The sequence below is a fragment of the Fictibacillus sp. UD genome, assembly GCF_043558025.1.
GTDB lineage: Bacteria > Bacillota > Bacilli > Bacillales > Fictibacillaceae > Fictibacillus.
The window spans coordinates 581618-598238 of record NZ_JARUHH010000001.1; the positions used below are offsets into that span (position 1 = coordinate 581618).

At 40.1% G+C, this 16621-nt stretch carries 21 protein-coding genes and 1 riboswitch; of the genes, 20 read left to right on the forward strand and 1 reads right to left on the reverse strand.

The features are described from left to right. The 11 genes from sigF (at position 1) to P8610_RS03070 (ending at position 8805) form a co-directional block, all read left to right on the forward strand. The gene (gene sigF, locus P8610_RS03020; RefSeq protein WP_289495246.1) at positions 1 to 759 is read left to right on the forward strand and encodes an RNA polymerase sporulation sigma factor SigF; all 759 of its coding nucleotides are present in this window, start codon (positions 1 to 3) and stop codon (positions 757 to 759) included. 704 nt (positions 760 to 1463) lie between these two features. Further along, entirely contained in the window at positions 1464 to 1622 is a 159-nt protein-coding gene (locus P8610_RS03025; protein WP_394603025.1) for a hypothetical protein, read from the forward strand. A gap of 103 nt (positions 1623 to 1725) precedes the next feature. After that, the gene (locus tag P8610_RS03030) at positions 1726 to 2346 is read left to right on the forward strand and encodes a stage V sporulation protein AA (protein ID WP_289497615.1); all 621 of its coding nucleotides are present in this window, start codon (positions 1726 to 1728) and stop codon (positions 2344 to 2346) included. Beyond that, the gene (locus P8610_RS03035; RefSeq protein WP_394603026.1) at positions 2336 to 2758 is read left to right on the forward strand and encodes a stage V sporulation protein AB; all 423 of its coding nucleotides are present in this window, start codon (positions 2336 to 2338) and stop codon (positions 2756 to 2758) included. Before P8610_RS03030 ends, P8610_RS03035 begins: the two co-directional genes overlap by 11 nt. 15 nt (positions 2759 to 2773) lie before the next feature. Then, complete coding sequence (gene spoVAC, locus P8610_RS03040) at positions 2774 to 3229, forward strand: stage V sporulation protein AC (RefSeq protein WP_289495250.1); 456 nt, start codon at positions 2774 to 2776, stop codon at positions 3227 to 3229. 11 nt (positions 3230 to 3240) lie between these two features. Next, on the forward strand, positions 3241 to 4257 hold the full coding sequence (gene spoVAD, locus P8610_RS03045; RefSeq protein ID WP_289495251.1) for a stage V sporulation protein AD: 1017 nt from the start codon (positions 3241 to 3243) through the stop codon (positions 4255 to 4257). 1 nt (position 4258) lies between these two features. Beyond that, a complete protein-coding gene (gene spoVAE, locus P8610_RS03050; RefSeq protein WP_289495252.1) occupies positions 4259 to 4609 on the forward strand; it encodes a stage V sporulation protein AE in 351 nt (116 codons plus the stop codon). Between the two features lie 4 nt (positions 4610 to 4613). Continuing rightward, the gene (locus P8610_RS03055; RefSeq protein ID WP_394603027.1) at positions 4614 to 5192 is read left to right on the forward strand and encodes a stage V sporulation protein AE; all 579 of its coding nucleotides are present in this window, start codon (positions 4614 to 4616) and stop codon (positions 5190 to 5192) included. Then, entirely contained in the window at positions 5173 to 6648 is a 1476-nt protein-coding gene (locus P8610_RS03060; RefSeq protein WP_394603028.1) for a spore germination protein, read from the forward strand. The genes P8610_RS03055 and P8610_RS03060 overlap by 20 nt, the downstream gene beginning before the upstream one ends. A gap of 59 nt (positions 6649 to 6707) precedes the next feature. Next, positions 6708 to 6884, forward strand: a riboswitch (Lysine riboswitch). A gap of 93 nt (positions 6885 to 6977) precedes the next feature. Next, entirely contained in the window at positions 6978 to 8300 is a 1323-nt protein-coding gene (gene lysA, locus P8610_RS03065; protein WP_394603029.1) for a diaminopimelate decarboxylase, read from the forward strand. A 70-nt stretch (positions 8301 to 8370) separates the two neighbouring features. Then, positions 8371 to 8805 carry a peptidylprolyl isomerase gene (locus P8610_RS03070; protein ID WP_289495256.1) on the forward strand — a complete coding sequence of 145 codons (435 nt, stop codon included), beginning with the start codon at positions 8371 to 8373 and terminating at the stop codon, positions 8803 to 8805. Between the two features lie 166 nt (positions 8806 to 8971). Here P8610_RS03070 and P8610_RS03075 read toward each other — a convergent pair whose 3' ends face one another. After that, positions 8972 to 9484 (reverse strand): DUF309 domain-containing protein, encoded by a 513-nt coding sequence (locus tag P8610_RS03075; protein ID WP_394603030.1) that lies wholly within the window; start codon positions 9482 to 9484, stop codon positions 8972 to 8974. 134 nt (positions 9485 to 9618) lie between these two features. Between P8610_RS03075 and P8610_RS03080 the strand changes: the two genes are divergently transcribed. The 9 genes from P8610_RS03080 (at position 9619) to P8610_RS03120 (ending at position 16592) form a co-directional block, all read left to right on the forward strand. After that, on the forward strand, positions 9619 to 10362 hold the full coding sequence (locus tag P8610_RS03080; protein WP_289495258.1) for a segregation/condensation protein A: 744 nt from the start codon (positions 9619 to 9621) through the stop codon (positions 10360 to 10362). A 6-nt stretch (positions 10363 to 10368) separates the two neighbouring features. Then, positions 10369 to 10959 (forward strand): SMC-Scp complex subunit ScpB, encoded by a 591-nt coding sequence (scpB, locus tag P8610_RS03085; RefSeq protein WP_394603031.1) that lies wholly within the window; start codon positions 10369 to 10371, stop codon positions 10957 to 10959. A gap of 17 nt (positions 10960 to 10976) precedes the next feature. Continuing rightward, complete coding sequence (locus tag P8610_RS03090) at positions 10977 to 11348, forward strand: hypothetical protein (protein ID WP_394603032.1); 372 nt, start codon at positions 10977 to 10979, stop codon at positions 11346 to 11348. Between the two features lie 403 nt (positions 11349 to 11751). After that, positions 11752 to 12828: a type III polyketide synthase gene (locus P8610_RS03095; RefSeq protein WP_394603033.1), complete on the forward strand. Its 1077-nt coding sequence runs from the start codon at positions 11752 to 11754 to the stop codon at positions 12826 to 12828. 33 nt (positions 12829 to 12861) lie between these two features. Beyond that, positions 12862 to 13383 (forward strand): isoprenylcysteine carboxyl methyltransferase family protein, encoded by a 522-nt coding sequence (locus tag P8610_RS03100; RefSeq protein ID WP_394603034.1) that lies wholly within the window; start codon positions 12862 to 12864, stop codon positions 13381 to 13383. Positions 13384 to 13461: 78 nt separating this feature from the next. Then, positions 13462 to 14631 carry a D-alanyl-D-alanine carboxypeptidase family protein gene (locus P8610_RS03105; protein ID WP_394603035.1) on the forward strand — a complete coding sequence of 390 codons (1170 nt, stop codon included), beginning with the start codon at positions 13462 to 13464 and terminating at the stop codon, positions 14629 to 14631. Further along, a complete protein-coding gene (locus tag P8610_RS03110) occupies positions 14625 to 15218 on the forward strand; it encodes a nucleoside recognition domain-containing protein (RefSeq protein ID WP_066241975.1) in 594 nt (197 codons plus the stop codon). The genes P8610_RS03105 and P8610_RS03110 overlap by 7 nt, the downstream gene beginning before the upstream one ends. Next, positions 15219 to 15752 carry a spore maturation protein gene (locus P8610_RS03115; RefSeq protein ID WP_289495266.1) on the forward strand — a complete coding sequence of 178 codons (534 nt, stop codon included), beginning with the start codon at positions 15219 to 15221 and terminating at the stop codon, positions 15750 to 15752. A gap of 93 nt (positions 15753 to 15845) precedes the next feature. Next, positions 15846 to 16592, forward strand: a complete 747-nt coding sequence (locus P8610_RS03120) for a pseudouridine synthase (protein WP_289495267.1) — start codon at positions 15846 to 15848, stop codon at positions 16590 to 16592. The last annotated feature ends 29 nt before the right edge of the window (positions 16593 to 16621 follow it).

Below are 16621 nucleotides of genomic sequence, written 5' to 3' on the forward strand. Positions count from 1 at the left end.
ATGGATGTCGAGGTGAAAGGCAGCAAAAGTGAACCGTTTCTTAAGGATGAAGAGATTAAGTTATTGATCAAACAGAGTCAGGAAGGAGATCAGTCAGCTCGTGATACGATTGTAGAAAAAAACATGAGGCTGGTCTGGTCTGTGGTTCAACGCTTTTTAAACAGAGGTTATGAAGCTGATGACCTTTTTCAAATCGGCAGTATCGGATTATTAAAATCAGTAGATAAATTTGATCTTTCCTATGATGTACGGTTCTCAACTTATGCAGTACCGATGATCATCGGGGAAATTCAGCGCTTCATTCGAGACGACGGAACTGTGAAAGTTAGCCGCTCTTTAAAAGAGACAGGAAATAAAGTAAGAAAAGCAAAAGACGAGTTATCCAAGTCTTTAGGGCGTACACCAACCATATCAGAAGTGGCTGAACATCTTGAGGTTGCAGTGGAAGATGTGATCATGGCGCAAGATGCAGTAAGAGCGCCACAATCCATTCATGAAACGGTGTATGAAAATGATGGCGATCCTATCACTTTACTCGATCAAATCTCAGACCACTCTGAAAACAAATGGTTTGATAAGATCGCATTAAAGGATATCATGGATAAGCTCGATGAAAGAGAACGTCTAATTGTATATTTAAGGTATTTTAAAGATCAAACCCAATCCGAAGTTGCTGATCGTCTTGCGATTTCTCAAGTACAAGTGTCGAGACTCGAAAAGAAAATACTGTTGTTTATGAAAAACCAGATGGAGACTTAAACGTCCTATCTGGTTTTTTGTTTTCTCCATGCTTTCTCATAAGATGTGGGTGGTTAGTGGTTGATTTCTGCTCCAGGTTGCGCGCTTTCCATGGGGCGAACGGTGTTCGAAGAAGTATGTGTGCTCCTGCGTCTACAAGTAAATCCTGCCGAAGCGAGCTTCCTCGTCGAATGCCTTACGAGAAGAAATTGCAGGTAGCTGGCACGCTACGCGCCATTAGGAGTCTCCACCTGACCGCTCGTCCCATAGGAGTCGGCAACATTAAGCTTCAATCAACTTGCATGAAGAAGAAAAAAAGACATCCAATAGCAAATCGCTTAGAAAAGAGCCTGTTATTTAAACGTCTCATTATAATGCTTCTTTCAAGTTACTGCACTTTATGACTTGCAAAATAAAGATACTAAATGCATCAAGCATTACCTATAAACATCACTGATTAGTTGATTGGAGTGACTCTCGGCTAGGACAAGCAGTCAGGTGAGACACTTAAGAGTGAACATACAAATGTGGCTCACCTGACTGCCCGCGAAAAGGGAGTACCTGGAACGGAAATCCACTACTTTCAAAAGTTACTATGAATACGAAAACAGCTTTTTATTATGAACACTCTGAGGTACCTGCAAATAGTTACTTTTTAGACTTTATGATAAAGATTGATTTCACAAGGGATTGTTGCTTCTTTGAACAGTTGATTGAAGTGTAAGGTGCGAGACTCCTGCGGGACAGGCGGGCAGGTGAGACACTTATACGTGAAACGTACGAATGTGGCTCACCGCCTGCCCCGCGGAAAGCGAGCATCTGAAACGGAAATCAACTACTTTCAAGTACACCAAAGAATACGCAACAGTTTTTTATATCTGTAACTTTTTTGTGGTAGTTTTTGGATGGTGTTCGATGTGAGGCATGATAAGAATTGCGGTATCGCATACTAAACACAAATGCGCTTAAGAAAGAGGTGAAGTGAAATTGGATAAAACGGTATACCTGCGTATGCGTCAACGTGTACAGGTCCTTTTGAATCAGAAGGTTACAATCGGTGAGGTTGCACAGATTGTTGCATCTGATGAGTTAGAAAGAGACATCAAGGGATATGTTATCCATGAAGTAACCCCTGAAGATAAGCATTTGATTGTTATAGATGTCATGCGTGTGATTGGAACGATTCAACAGAAAAAGCCTGAGTTAGATGTTCAGACAATCGGCCCTGCACAATCGATTCTAGAGATTCAGATGAAACAAAAAAAGTTAGCACCTGTTTATTTTGTACTCGTGTGGTTGCTGCTCTTTACTGGTTCTGCGCTTGCGATTATGAATTTTCATGAAGATGTCAGCATGCAGCTTGTTCATCAAAAAATCTATTTTATGATAACTGGGCATTATAAAGAACAGCCTTTATTGCTTCAAGTTCCTTATTCATTCGGACTTGGCCTAGGAATGATTCTGTTTTTTAACCATCTGTTCCGGAAAAGGCTTAACGAAGAACCAAGTCCGTTAGAAGTAGAGATGTTCAACTATCAACAAGACCTTGATCAATATGTAATCGTTCATGAAAACAAAGAAACCGAGAAAAAGATCAATGGGAATTAAAGTCATACTGGTTGCTTTTATTGGATTTGGCGGAGGAATAACAGTTGGTTCTGGTCTCGTTGCGCTGATAACGGTATTAGGAATCGTACCAAGACTGATGCAGCTTTCAAAAACATATCGGTACATCAGAGGTTATGAATTAAGCATTATATTAGGAGCGGTAATTGGTGGCTGGATGAACTTAAGAAACGCTTCAATTACATTTCCAGCATTCTTCCTCGTTCCAATAGGCCTGTTAGCAGGAATTTTTGTAGGGATGCTTGCAGCTGCTTTAACTGAAGTCTTGAACGTACTTCCGATTCTTGCAAAAAGAGTAGGATTCGGTGAGAAGATCATCATCATATTAATGGCGATTGTATTAGGTAAAATTTCAGGATCTTTGTTTCATTGGATGTATTACATTAACCACTAAGGATGTGAGTGATTTATGGCAACAAAAGAAGAACAGCAAGCATATGCAAAAAAAATCAAACCGATTCAGCCTAAACCTCCTTACGTTTTAAATTGTTTAAAAGCATTTTTAGTAGGCGGGTTAATCTGTGTAATTGGTCAAGCGATTCAAAACTTTTATATTGAATTTTTTAATTTCTCACAAGAAACGGCCGGCAACCCAACCGTAGCAACGCTCATTTTAATTGCAGCTCTTTTAACAGGATTAGGTGTTTATGATAAGATCGGTCAGTTTGCTGGAGCAGGTTCAGTAGTGCCAGTAACTGGTTTTGCGAATGCTGTAACGAGTGCTGCACTAGAACATAAGAGTGAAGGTCTTGTACTTGGAGTGGCTACAAATCTGTTTAAACTTGCAGGAGCAGTTATCGTTTTCGGGGCTGTGTCTGCCTACGTTTTTGGCATGATCCGCTACATCTTTCAGCATTTGACATAAGGAGTGAAAGCATGAATTTATTAGGAAGACAGACGTGGAAATTTGCGAATAATGTGTATCTGAATGCAGCAGGAACTGCCGTTGGTCCGATGGAAAGTGAAGGTCCATTAGGCAGTTACTTTGATAAAACATATAACAACCTTCATTGCGGGCAAAAGAATTGGGAGCTTGCTGAAAGGCAGCTGATGGAAGACGCGATCAATGCTTGTTTACAGAAAGTAAAGATGAAGCCTGAAGATATCAATTTTTTATTGGCAGGTGATCTGCTTAACCAGATCGTTTCATCCAACTATACAGCTCGAGGGAATGGTATCCCCTTCTTAGGCGTATTTGGAGCTTGCTCAACTTCTATGGAGTCTCTAGCGTTAGGCGCAGCATTGGTAGATGGCGGTTACGCAAACAGAGTTGTGGCAGCCGTTAGTTCGCACAACGCTACAGCCGAAAGACAGTTTAGATACCCAACTGAATATGGCGGACAAAAACCAGATACGGCTACGTTTACCGTTACAGGTGCAGGTGCGGCTCTTGTCAGTAAAGAGGTTTCTGATATTAAGATTACATCAGCAACAGTCGGAAAAGTTGTGGACTTAGGAATAAAAGACCCTTTTGATATGGGTTCTGCGATGGCACCTGCAGCAGCGGATACAATCGCTGCTCATTTTAAAGAGATGAATGTTGAACCAAATGAGTATGACTTAATCGCTACAGGAGACCTTTCAGGTGTGGGTGCGCCAATCGTAAAAATGCTGTTAAAAGAACAGGGCTATGATGTTTCTGATAATCATCGCGATTGCGGGCTGATGATTTATCGTTCCGGTCAGCAGGTGTTCGCTGGAGGAAGCGGCTGTGCATGCTCAGCGGTTGTCACTTATGGGTACATCCTGGATGAGATCCGAAAAGGGAATTTAAAGAAAGTTCTTATGGTAGCGACAGGAGCACTTTTAAACCCTGTTATGGTTCAGCAAAAAGAAAGTATTCCAACGGTTGCTCATGGCGTTGTTTTAGAGCGGGCGGAAGGAGGACAATAAGATGGAATTTTTCTGGGCATTTGTAATAGGAGGCGCCATTTGTGTCGTCGGTCAATTGATGATGGATGTTTTGAAATTAACACCAGCGCATGTTACCACTTCGTTTGTAGTGATAGGAGCAGGTCTTGATGCTTTCGGAATCTATGATAACTTAATCAAGTTTGCAGGAGCGGGTGCTACCGTTCCGATTACAAGCTTTGGTCACTCACTTCTTCATGGTGCGATGGCAGCAGCTGACGAACATGGTTTTATCGGAATAGCGATGGGTATTTTTGAGTTAACATCTGCAGGTATTTCTTCTGCCATTTTGTTTGGTTTTTTAGTAGCAGTCATTTTTGAACCAAAGGGGTGATTCTATGGTGAAAAAACGGGTCATTTTCATAACAGATGGAGATCTGTATGCATTGCGGGTTGTAGAACATGCTGCTAAACAAGTTGGCGGCCGCTGTATTTCGCAATCATGGGGAAATCCATCCAAAAAGAGCGGAGAAGAACTAGTAGAAATGATCCGAACAACACCTAATGATCCTGTACTTGTGATGTTCGATGACTGTGGTTTTAAGGGAGAAGGTCCTGGAGAACATGCAATGAGATACATTCATCAGCAAAAAGACATAGATGTTATCGGTGCAGTAGCTGTGGCTTCAAAGACTCATTTCGCTGAGTGGACGAAGGTACATTGCTCAATGGACAGATATGGTGAACTCACAGAGTTTGGCATTGATAAGAGCGGGGTGCCAGATTTAGAAACTGGAAGAATTAATGGCGATACCGTGTATATACTCGATGAACTAAATCTTCCCTTTGTGGTTGGAATAGGAGACATTGGTAAAATGTCAGGCTTCGATGCTGTCGAAAAAGGGGCTCCGATTACAGTTAAAGCCATTAAACTCATTTTAGAAAGGAGCGAATCAAGTGGGAAACGCCAAAAATAAGACTCCGATCAGTAAGAATATTCATGACACAGAAAAGTTCTTAAAAGAACGTCTTGGCATCGGCGTAAGTTTCGATGTTGGGGTCAGAAAGATTTTTGTTCTAAAAAAAGAACTGCAGCTTTATTATTGTACAGGTCTTTGTGATAGTGAGTTCATCATTATGATCTATCGTGAGCTTATGGATATGGATCATGGTCATAGGTCACCAGGCAAAGTAAAAGACCTTGTACATAATCATTTGGCTCACCAGCAAGTGGAGCTAACAAAATCATTAGATGAAGCCGTAGACAGGATGCTGTCAGGATTAATCGTTATCTTTGTTGACGGTGAGGAAGAAGCCTTTGTTGTTGACGTAAGGAGCTACCCTGGTAGGTCTCCTGAAGAACCGGATATCGAGAAAGTTGTAAGAGGTGCCCGCGACGGATATACGGAGAACATCATCATCAACACTGCTCTTACAAGAAGACGTATTCGAGATGAGCGTTTAAGACACGAAATTATGCAAGTTGGAGAAAGGTCTAAAACCGATGTATGTCTTTCTTATATACAGGACGTTGCAGATCCAGGACTCGTTGATCTGATCAGAAAAGAACTCAGCTCTATAGACATTGATGGCATACCGATGGCTGATAAAACGATCGAAGAATTTATTGTTAAACAAGGCTGGAATCCGTTTCCCTTAGTCCGGTATACAGAGCGGCCTGACGTTGCAGCTCAGCATTTAATGGAAGGGCATGTATTGATTATCACGGATACATCTCCGAGCGTTATTATTACCCCTACGACACTCTTTCATCATGTTCAGCATGCAGAAGAGTATAGGCAGACTCCATTTATCGGTGCTTTTTTAAGATGGACACGTTTTACTGGGATGCTCGCTTCTGTCTTTTTAGTTCCGATGTGGCTTTTGTTTTCAATGGAAAAAGAACTGCTGCCGCCTTTTATTGATTTTATCGGACCAAATAAAACAACCAACATTCCATTATTTTTACAGATCATCTTTGCGGAAATTGGAATTGATATCTTGAGGCTTGCAGCCATTCATACACCTAGTGCCCTTTCCACCGCTATGGGTCTGATCGCAGCAGTATTGATCGGCCAGATTGCGATTGACGTTGGCTTGTTCGTTCCAGAAGTTATCTTGTATGTAGCAATTGCTGCGATCGGATCGTTCTCAACTCCAAGCTACGAGCTCAGTATCGCCAATAAAGTGCTGCGGCTCTTCTTAATTGCAATGGTGATGCTCTTTAAAGTTCCGGGGTTTGTAATCGGGTTTACGATTATGATTTTATACATGGCAACCATTAAGAACTTGAACACACCATACTTATGGCCGCTCTTACCGTTTAATCCGAAAGCGTTTCTGCAGATTGTCATTCGGATAGCCGTTCCGCTCTCTAAAGTGCGACCGAGCATCGTGCATCCGCAAAACACAAAAAAACAGCCAACTAATTAATCTGTCCCTTGCTGATTGTTGAAAATTGTGTTAAATTCATAACTAATTATATATGCCTCATATGAGGTAGAGGCGCAAAACGAATGAGTAGCATATGGAGTTTGTGGATGACGATGAAATATGTTGAAAGGTCAATTTGCCGAAGTGTAAAAAGAGCTCCATCTCTTTTTATGCTGGGCCGCTGCTGAAGAAGCAACGGACTGTCACTACAGCAGTAGTGGAGAGCTATTCCGACATGAGGGTACGGTTATGACAGCCTGCCTTAGTTGCGGCTGTCTTTTGTATTTGTCGGGATTGAATTCTCTATCAACAACGAGAGGGGATTTTTTGTGAATTTACACGGTACAGCACAGATCGGACAAAATCATCATCTATGGATAGGTGGTACAGATACGGTTGAACTTGCAAAAAAATACGGAACACCACTTTATCTGTACGATGTATCTTTGATAAAGAATAGAGCAAGAGGTTTTAAGAGAGCATTCGAAGAAAAAGGTGTGGGCTACCAAGTCGCGTACGCATCTAAAGCGTTCTCTTCCATCGCCATGTTTCAGCTGATCGAACAAGAAGGATTAAGTCTAGATGTAGTTTCAGGCGGAGAGCTTTACACAGCCCTTCAAGCAGAGTTTCCAGCAGAAAGAATTCATTTCCATGGTAACAATAAAAGCTATGAAGAGTTAGAGTTTGCACTTAATGCTGGAGTAGGATGTATTGTAGTTGACAACTTTTTTGAGATCTCATTACTAAAAATGTTAAGCAGCAAACTCAATAAAAAAGTGAATATTTTATTGCGGCTCACTCCAGGAATTGAGGCACATACACATGATTACATCATTACCGGCCAGGAGGATTCTAAATTTGGTTTTGATTTAGGGAACGGCCAAGCTGATAAGGCGCTGCAGGAAGTTCTTGATTATGAAGGTTTTCAAGTATTAGGGGTTCATTGTCATATCGGTTCTCAAATCTTTGAAACAGATGGTTTTACTTTAGCGATCGAGAAGTTATTTGGGCACTTTAAGAAATGGGAAGAGAGCTTCAACTATTTTCCAGAAGTCGTTAACCTTGGTGGAGGTTTTGGTATTCAATATACTTCTGAAGACACACCGCTTGCACCAGAACAGTATGTCACGGCTATGATTGAAGAAGTGAGCAAACAGATGAACCGTTTTGAAGGAAGAGGTTTACCTGAGTTGTGGATTGAACCAGGCCGGTCCCTTGTAGGTGACGCAGGAACAACGATCTATTCAATCGGATCGCAAAAAGAGATTGAAGGTGTTAGACATTATGTTTCTGTTGACGGCGGAATGACCGATAACATTCGCCCTGCACTCTATCAGGCAAAATATGAAGCTTATGTCGCAAACAAAATGAACGAAAAGCCTGCACAAACCGTATCCATCGCAGGCAAATGCTGTGAGAGCGGAGATATGCTGATCTGGGATATCGAGCTGCCGAAAGTAACGGATAACGATTATTTAGCAGTATCATGTACCGGAGCATATGGATACAGCATGGCGAGCAATTATAACCGCATTCAACGACCTGCCGTTGTGTTTGTAGAGAACGGCGAGGAACAACTTGTAGTGAAACGGGAAACATATGAAGACCTCATTAAGAATGATGTCCCATTAAAAACAAATGTTTTTGTGTAAATTAGTTTACGGAGCAGTCATTTAACCGTACAATGGTAGTTGTAATGAAGTTGAAGGAGGCCTGTTTTTTATGAAAAAAGGTTCGATTGAATTTGAAAATGGCGAAAAAATACTTTTTGATTTGTTCCAAGAAGAAGCACCTGGAACAGTAGAAAACTTTGAAAAACTTGCAAACGAAGGGTTTTATAACGGTGTAACGTTCCACCGTGTTATCCCTGGTTTCGTAGCTCAAGGTGGAGACCCTACGGGAACTGGAGCTGGCGGCCCTGGTTATTCAATCCCTTGTGAAACAGAAGGAAACCCGCATAAGCACGTAGCTGGTTCTCTATCAATGGCACATGCTGGCCGTGATACAGGCGGAAGCCAATTCTTTATCGTACATGAGCCACAGCCGCACTTGAACGGTGTTCACACGGTTTTCGGACAAGTTACCGAAGGCATGGAAACGGTACTTCGCATTAAACAAGGCGATGTAATGAAAGAAGTTAAAGTTTGGGAAGAATAATCTCTTAAAATGAGGAAAGCTCCGGAAATGATCCGGAGCTTTTTTTATTTATGTCGACTCGTCAATATATGATTAAAATTAGTCAAATTAATCATTTAAACTCGTCAAATTAATAATGAAATTGGCTGAATGAAAGCTCAATTCAACAAATAGTGTGAGTCAACCTTCATAAAATTCTGTTTTTCTTCAGTTTTTGTTTATTTCGTTCATCAATAACAGAGGTTCGATCTCTTAATGAGTGCTTATGAACGATATGGTCATCAATCATGGCTTGTGGGAACCAATCTTCTTCAGATGCGTTTGCTTCAAATAAGCATTTTTGTAATAATTCCGTTGTTAGGGGCAGAGATATCGGCTCAAAGGGTTTCTGTTGCTCAATTTTTTGTTTTCTCTCCCTAATCAGTTCAAAAAATGGCTGAGTTTGTATCCCAAGTTCCTTTATAGTTGATTCTTCTTTTTCAAGTTTTCGTAAACCGCTCGTAATCATTTTTTTTGCGCCGTTCATGTTACCTCGCCGCTGATGATAGAGTGCGACAGCGAGTTGGATGAGTCCCGGCCACAGATCACCTTTCATCCCTTCGTTCTTCCAATGCTCTTCAAGAACTTCATGGCATTCAAAGTAATCTTGTTCTCTATGAAAATGTATTAAGTATTCAATCCATGGTTTTGGGTATATCACAGTCGTTCACGCCCCTTAATAAGCTCGATTTTAAGTTTACCACATGCACCGTGTGAATAAAAACAAACCGCGACACGAACAAAATATGATATAATTTTATAATACAAAAACGCTGATAAAACTGGGGAAATGTTATGCAATATAGTGTGAAGCTTGATGGATTTGAAGGTCCGCTTGATTTATTGCTTCATTTAATACAAACCTACGAAGTGGATATTTATGATATTCCAGTAGCCATTATCACTGAGCAATACCTTCAATATATACATACGATGAAAGAACTAAAACTGGATGTGGCAAGTGAATTTTTAGTGATGGCAGCTACACTGCTAGCGATTAAGAGTAAGATGCTGCTGCCGAAGCATGAGGAAGAACTGTTTGAAAACCAGATGGAACTTGAGATGGAAGAAGATCCGAGAGATGAGCTTGTTAGAAGGCTAGTAGAGTATAGAAAGTATAAACATGCTGCAGATGAGCTAAAAGAAAGAGAATCCGCAAGAAGTTTAGTCTATACGAGACAGCCGCTTGATTTGAGTCAGTTTGAAAAAGAAGAAACTGCCAAACAAGTCACGAATGTAACCCTTTATGATATGCTGCAGGCGATGCAAAAAGTCTTTCAAGAGAAGGTTACCCGTGCTCCGAGACAAACGACGATTGAACGTCAAGAGATTCCTATCGAAACAAGGATGGAACAAATAAAAAGTTCACTTGTTTCAGTAGGAGGACGAAAAAAGTTTACAGAGCTGTTTGATAAAAGTACAAAAGAGCACGTGGTTGTTACGTTTCTTGCGATTTTAGAATTAATGAAGGTGAAAACTATCAATTGTGAACAGCAAGATCATTTTAGTGAAATATATATAACGATGTTAGAGGAGTAATACGATTTGGAACGAAATGAAATAAAAGCAGTTGTCGAGGGTTTGCTTTTTGTCAGTGGCGACGAAGGAATTGATAGAAAACAGATCGCTCAAGTACTGGAGATTGATAGCAAAGATTTGGATCCCATCATTGAAGAATTGAAGGAGAGTTATTCGTCATCAGACAGAGGGATGTCTATTGTGGAATATGCGGGATCTCTTCAATTTGTAACAAAGCCGGATCATGCTGTCTATTATGAGCGGCTAGTCGAAACACCAGGACATTCAACACTTTCACAGGCTGCGCTTGAAACACTCGCAATCATTGCTTATAAACAGCCGATTACGAGGTCTGAGATTGAAGAAGTAAGAGGTGTAAAAACAGAAAAGCCTTTACAGACATTATCTGCAAAAGGACTTGTAAAAGAAGTTGGAAGAGCTGAGGGTACCGGTAGAGCGATCCTTTATGGAACAACCAAAGCATTTTTAGAGCATTTTGGTCTGCAGAACATTAAGGAGCTGCCACCGCTGCCTGAGAACATAAAGGAAGAAAGTGTTGAACAGGAAGCAGACTTGTTCTTTTCAAAGTTTCAGGAATCACTAAATACTGAAGATTAGTAAGGGGGAGTTATGCATTGTTGATTCAGCATATTGAGGGTATTGAGTTAGAAAAAGAAAAGCCGAATACATCAGAAGATTTTTTCAACCGTTCAGAAGCTACTTATGAATTGAACGGGAAAACACAAACTTTTCACCTGCTTTATGTGCGATATTTTGAAGAAAAACTTCAAGAGGAATTAACGCAGCATGACTTCTGGAAAGAATACTTGGATACTTACAAAATACGTGAGATTGCTTCACTTGTTGCGTTGAGCAGCAATAACGCATATTTAAAGCGGAAACGAGTTTATATAAACGACTATGATGAATTTAGGAATCTCTTTGTTCATTCAAAAGAAGATGTACTGAGATCTCATTTAAACACTTTAAAGAAAATAGTTAAGTAAAGCAGCCAGCATTTTTTGGCTGTTTTTTTTGTTTAAATGCTCTTCTTGCAAATTTTGTTACTCATGAAAGTGGTTGATTTCGTTCCAGGTGCTCGCTTTCCGCACTACAATCAACTTACAAAGTTAATGAGTCGCTAAAGCAATACATGACCGGATTGAGTCTGTTGAAAATTTATTGAGTCTAATTAAAATTTATTGAGTCTTTATACTAAATATTGAGTCTAAATTTATGTAATTGAGTCTTTCTGCATATTTTGACACCCAAATACAACAGATAGCTGCTGGATGCCTACCAATATTAGCGGAAGCATCCTTCTAAAAAAAGTCTCCGTTTTAAAAGGCTGTTTAAGGGTAAATTACTAAAAAAGGAAAAAAGGAAATGCAGCAGAAGGAGAGAGATAATTTGCCAAGAATAGCAGCAGTAGAAACAATAAATCCACCGCACAAGCTTTCTCAAAATGAAACGATGGAGTTTGCCAGAAACTTATTTCAGGATGCATTCTCAGATATTGAGCGATTATTAAAGGTATTTCAAAATGGTGAGATCGAATCTCGTTACTTCGCGATGCCTATCGATTGGTTTAAGAAAAAAAGAAGTTTTCAAGAGAAAAATGATTTATACATAGATTTTGCCACCAATTTAGGAGCGGAGTGTATAGAAAAGTGCATGTCCGATCAGAACCTCAATATATCTTACGAAGAGATAGATGCTATTTTTTTTATATCTAGTTCTGGACTATCTACTCCAAGCATTGAAGCAAGGATAATGAATATACTTCCATTTTCATCCCATACAAAAAGAATTCCAATATGGGGATTAGGTTGTGCTGGCGGAGCCGCTGGTTTTTCAAGAGCATATGATTATTGCAAAGCTTATCCGAAGTCCAATGTACTTGTGCTAAGTGTTGAGCTATGCTCATTAACGTTTCAGCACGAAGATTTATCCAAGAGCAACTTAGTTGGAACATCTTTGTTTGCTGATGGTGTTGCGTGCGCACTAATCTGTGGTGATGAATCTGAAACGGGTATGTCGTTAAAAGTAAAACCATATATAAAAGATACGATGTCTACTTTAAAGCCGCATTCTGAAGACGTGATGGGGTGGGAAGTGAAAGATACGGGACTGTATGTTGTGTTTTCAAGAGATATTCCAAATGTAATCCGAACATGGCTAAAACCAAATGTAGACGAGTTTTTGGAAAGAAATCAACTTGTCGGTGAACAAATTAAACATTTTATTGCTCATCCTGGCGGAAAGAAAGTACTTGAGGCTTATGTTGAAGCTCTAGGAATCCCGTTATCTAAGACAGATATTTCAAGAGATGTATTGATGGCAAATGGAAATATGTCATCTGCAACTGTGTTCTACGTGTTAAAAAAGTTTATGGAATCAGAAAAGGAAGATGGAGATCTGGGAGTAATGGCAGCACTAGGTCCTGGTTTTTCCTCTGAACTTCTATTAGTGGAATGGAGGAAGTAAATCGTGTGGTTTCTTCTTTTTTGGAGTTTTCTCGTGATTCAAAGACTGGTTGAAGTTAGAATTGCAAAATCTAATGAACAGAAACTTCGAAATAAAGGCGCGGTGGAAGCAGGAAAAGACCATTATAAATGGATGGTCTTGATGCATGTGTCCTTTTTTGTAGCTTTCTTTTCAGAAGTATATCTCCTAAACGCAAAACCGCCTAGTTGGTGGCTGATTCCTTTTGTGCTGTTTCTTATCGCTCAAGTTGTCCGGATATGGGCAATATCTTCTTTAGGTGTGTACTGGAATACGAAAATATTGCTTCTTCCGGGAGCGAAAGTGGTAGCGAAAGGCCCATATCGGTTTATGAGACATCCGAATTATACAGTGGTCTCTGTTGAGCTTTTAGTTATTCCTCTAATTTTTGGTGCTTATTATACAGCGATTCTGTTTACAATATTAAATATTTTAATGTTAAGAGTGCGAATACCTGCTGAAGAAAAAGCACTGATGGAACTGACAGACTACGAAAACAGCCACGGTCAAAAACAGCGTTTTTTCCCTAGTCAATGATTGCGGAAGTAAATCCCATTCATAACCTGTCCTTGATTGCATAAACTTTTACAAAACACCTAAAGGGCGGGATTATAAATGAAACAAACTATAAAACCATTACTTCTCGTTGTTATATGTACGCTTATCTTTGCTGTATTCCCGCAACAAGCCAAAGCTGAACCTGGTGTATCAGCAAAGGCTGCTGTGTTGATGGAACAGTCATCAGGAAGAGTGCTGTATGGGCGAAATGAACACCGTCCAATGAGAATAGCGAGCATTACAAAGATCATGACTGCGATCATCGCGATAGAATCAGGGAAGATGCACGACACAGTTACGATCACAGAACATGCAGCACGAACTGAAGGCTCTTCACTTTATTTAAAGCCAGGTGAAAAAATCCCTCTCGAAGACTTAGTTTATGGGTTGATGCTTCGCTCTGGAAACGACTCCGCGGTTGCGATCGCTGAACATGTCGGCGGAAGTTTAGAAGGTTTTTCATATATGATGAACCAAAAAGCGGAAGAGATTGGGATGAAACATACTCGTTTTAGAAATCCTCATGGACTTGATACACATGAAGATCATTATTCAACCGCATATGATATGGCATTACTGACTAAATATGCTATGAACAATGATACCTTTAAGGACGTTTCTTCTACAAAAGTTTACCGGTCAGAACAAACCGGTGAAAAATGGGACAGAGTATGGAGAAACAAAAACAAGATGTTGAAACTGTACAGCAATTCCACTGGCGGCAAAACAGGATACACAAAGCGTGCGAAAAGGACATTAGTTTCAACTGCTGAAAAGGACGGCATGGAACTGATTGCCGTAACACTTAACGATCCTGACGATTGGGAAGATCACCGCAATTTATTTGAGTGGGGATTCCATTCATTTAAAATGACAGAGCTAATTAAAGAAGGTAAGATCTCGAGCATTAAAGATAAAGGTTACAAAGGTAAAGTTGAAGCTGCAAGAACATTTTCATACCCATTGTTAAAAGAAGAGATTAAACAGATCTCTTCTTCCATCGACTTATATAAGCTTCCGAAATCAGGGAAGTGGGAAGAAGAAAAGGTTCCTAAACCTGTTGGCCGTTATTTCATAGACTTAAAGGACACGAGAATTGCTGATCTTCCGCTCTATTATGATGGAAAAACCCTGATTAAACCTGATCAAGAGAGCCTTTGGTCATCTTTTAAGAACATGCTGAACAAGCTGTTCTTTGTTGCCAAGGAGCAAAACCGCCTATGGTGAATTATATTTGGGTTGGAATGATGGTGATCGGTTTTATTGTTGCTGGAATAAACGGAACAATGGATAAAGTGAACGAAGCCATTTTCACGAGTGCCAAAGAAGCCGTTACGCTCAGTTTTGGGATGATCAGTATTCTTGTATTTTGGCTGGGCATTATGAAAATCGCTGAAAAAGGCGGCTTGCTGGAAGTGCTGGCTATTCTTTTTCGTCCTATTGTTAAAAGACTTTTCCCTGATATTCCAAAAGATCATCCGGCACAAGGCTATATTCTCTCCAATATGGCAGCGAATCTGCTTGGACTCGGTAACGCAGCAACACCAATGGGAATCAAAGCGATGGAACAGTTAAAGATTTTAAATGGCGGGAAAAACGAAGCTAGCCGATCTATGATTACGCTGCTTGCGATTAATACATCAAGCATTACACTCATTCCAACAACTATTATCGCAATAAGGATGAGTTACAACTCACAGTCTCCAACTGATATTGTAGCTCCAACTTTAATTGCAACTGCGATTTCTACGGTCGGTGCTATATTAATAGATAGATATTATTATTACCGCTCCTTGCCAAAAGGAGGGAAATAGATGTCCTTCGTTCAATCGTTTTCGATATGGTTTATTCCGCTTTTAATCGGTTTTATACTATTATATGGCACTTATAAAAAAGTTCCGACTTATGAAACGTTTGTAGAAGGAGGTAAAGAAGGTTTTTCAATCGCCATTAACATTATTCCGTTCTTAGTTGGCATGCTTGTTGCCATTTCTGTTTTTCGTGCTTCAGGAGCTTTGGATTATGTCATGATGGCGATGCGCCCGCTATTTTCATTGTTTCATATTCCAGCAGAAGTTGTTCCGCTCGGGCTTATGAGGACGATCTCAGGGACAGGCGCTCTTGGGATGACATCAGATTTAATCGCAACACACGGTCCTGATTCGTTTATCGGAAGACTCGCTTCTACGATACAAGGAAGTACGGATACAACATTTTATGTATTGACCGTCTATTTTGGAGCGGTAGGTATTAAAAAGATGAAATACGCATTAAAAGTAGGATTATTAGCTGATCTGATCGGATTTTTAGCCTCTATAGCTGTGATCTCTCTCTTATTTTATTCATAATTCGACAAAAAAGAGCCGTTATGGCTCTTTTTTACGTTTACTGAGGTTGAGAATTACGAATAATGAAGGTATGATGAGACATGAGGTGAAATCATGGAACGATTGCAAAAAGTGATTGCTCAAAGCGGAATTACTTCCAGAAGAAAAGCTGAGGAGCTAATTCGTGAGGGCAAAGTGAAAGTGAACGGAAATGTAGTGACCGAGCTCGGCACAAAAGTGGGCACAAAAGATAAGATTGAAGTGAATGAAATTCAAATTCAACGGGAACAGCCCGTTTATTTTTTGATGTATAAACCTTCTGGTGTGATTACAGCCGTTTCTGACGATAAAGGAAGAAAAGTAGTCGCTGATTATTTTAAGGACATCATTGAACAGCGTGTATTTCCTGTTGGAAGATTAGATTATGATACAACTGGTGCGATCATTATGACGAATGACGGAGAATTTGCAAACGTACTAATGCATCCGCGTTACCAGCTAGATAAAGTCTACATCGCAAAAGTAAAAGGCATTCCACCAAGAGAAAAGATTAAGCAGCTTGAAAGAGGCATTCGATTAGAGGATGGAATGACTGCCCCAGCAAGAGTGAAGGTAATGTCTATTGATAAGAAAAAAGGAACGGCTATTGTGGAACTGATCATACATGAAGGTAAAAACCGTCAAGTTAAGCGTATGTTAGAAGCTATAGGCACTCCTGTAATGAAATTGAAACGTGAAAGGTACGGCTTTTTAGATCTTAAAGGGCTTAATCCTGGAGACTTTAGAGAATTAACACCACATGAAATAAAGCAGCTGAGAAATCTCGCTGTCACACAAACGTCAAAAAAAAGCCGTAGATAGGCTTTTTTTTCAAGTTATAGTAAAATGGA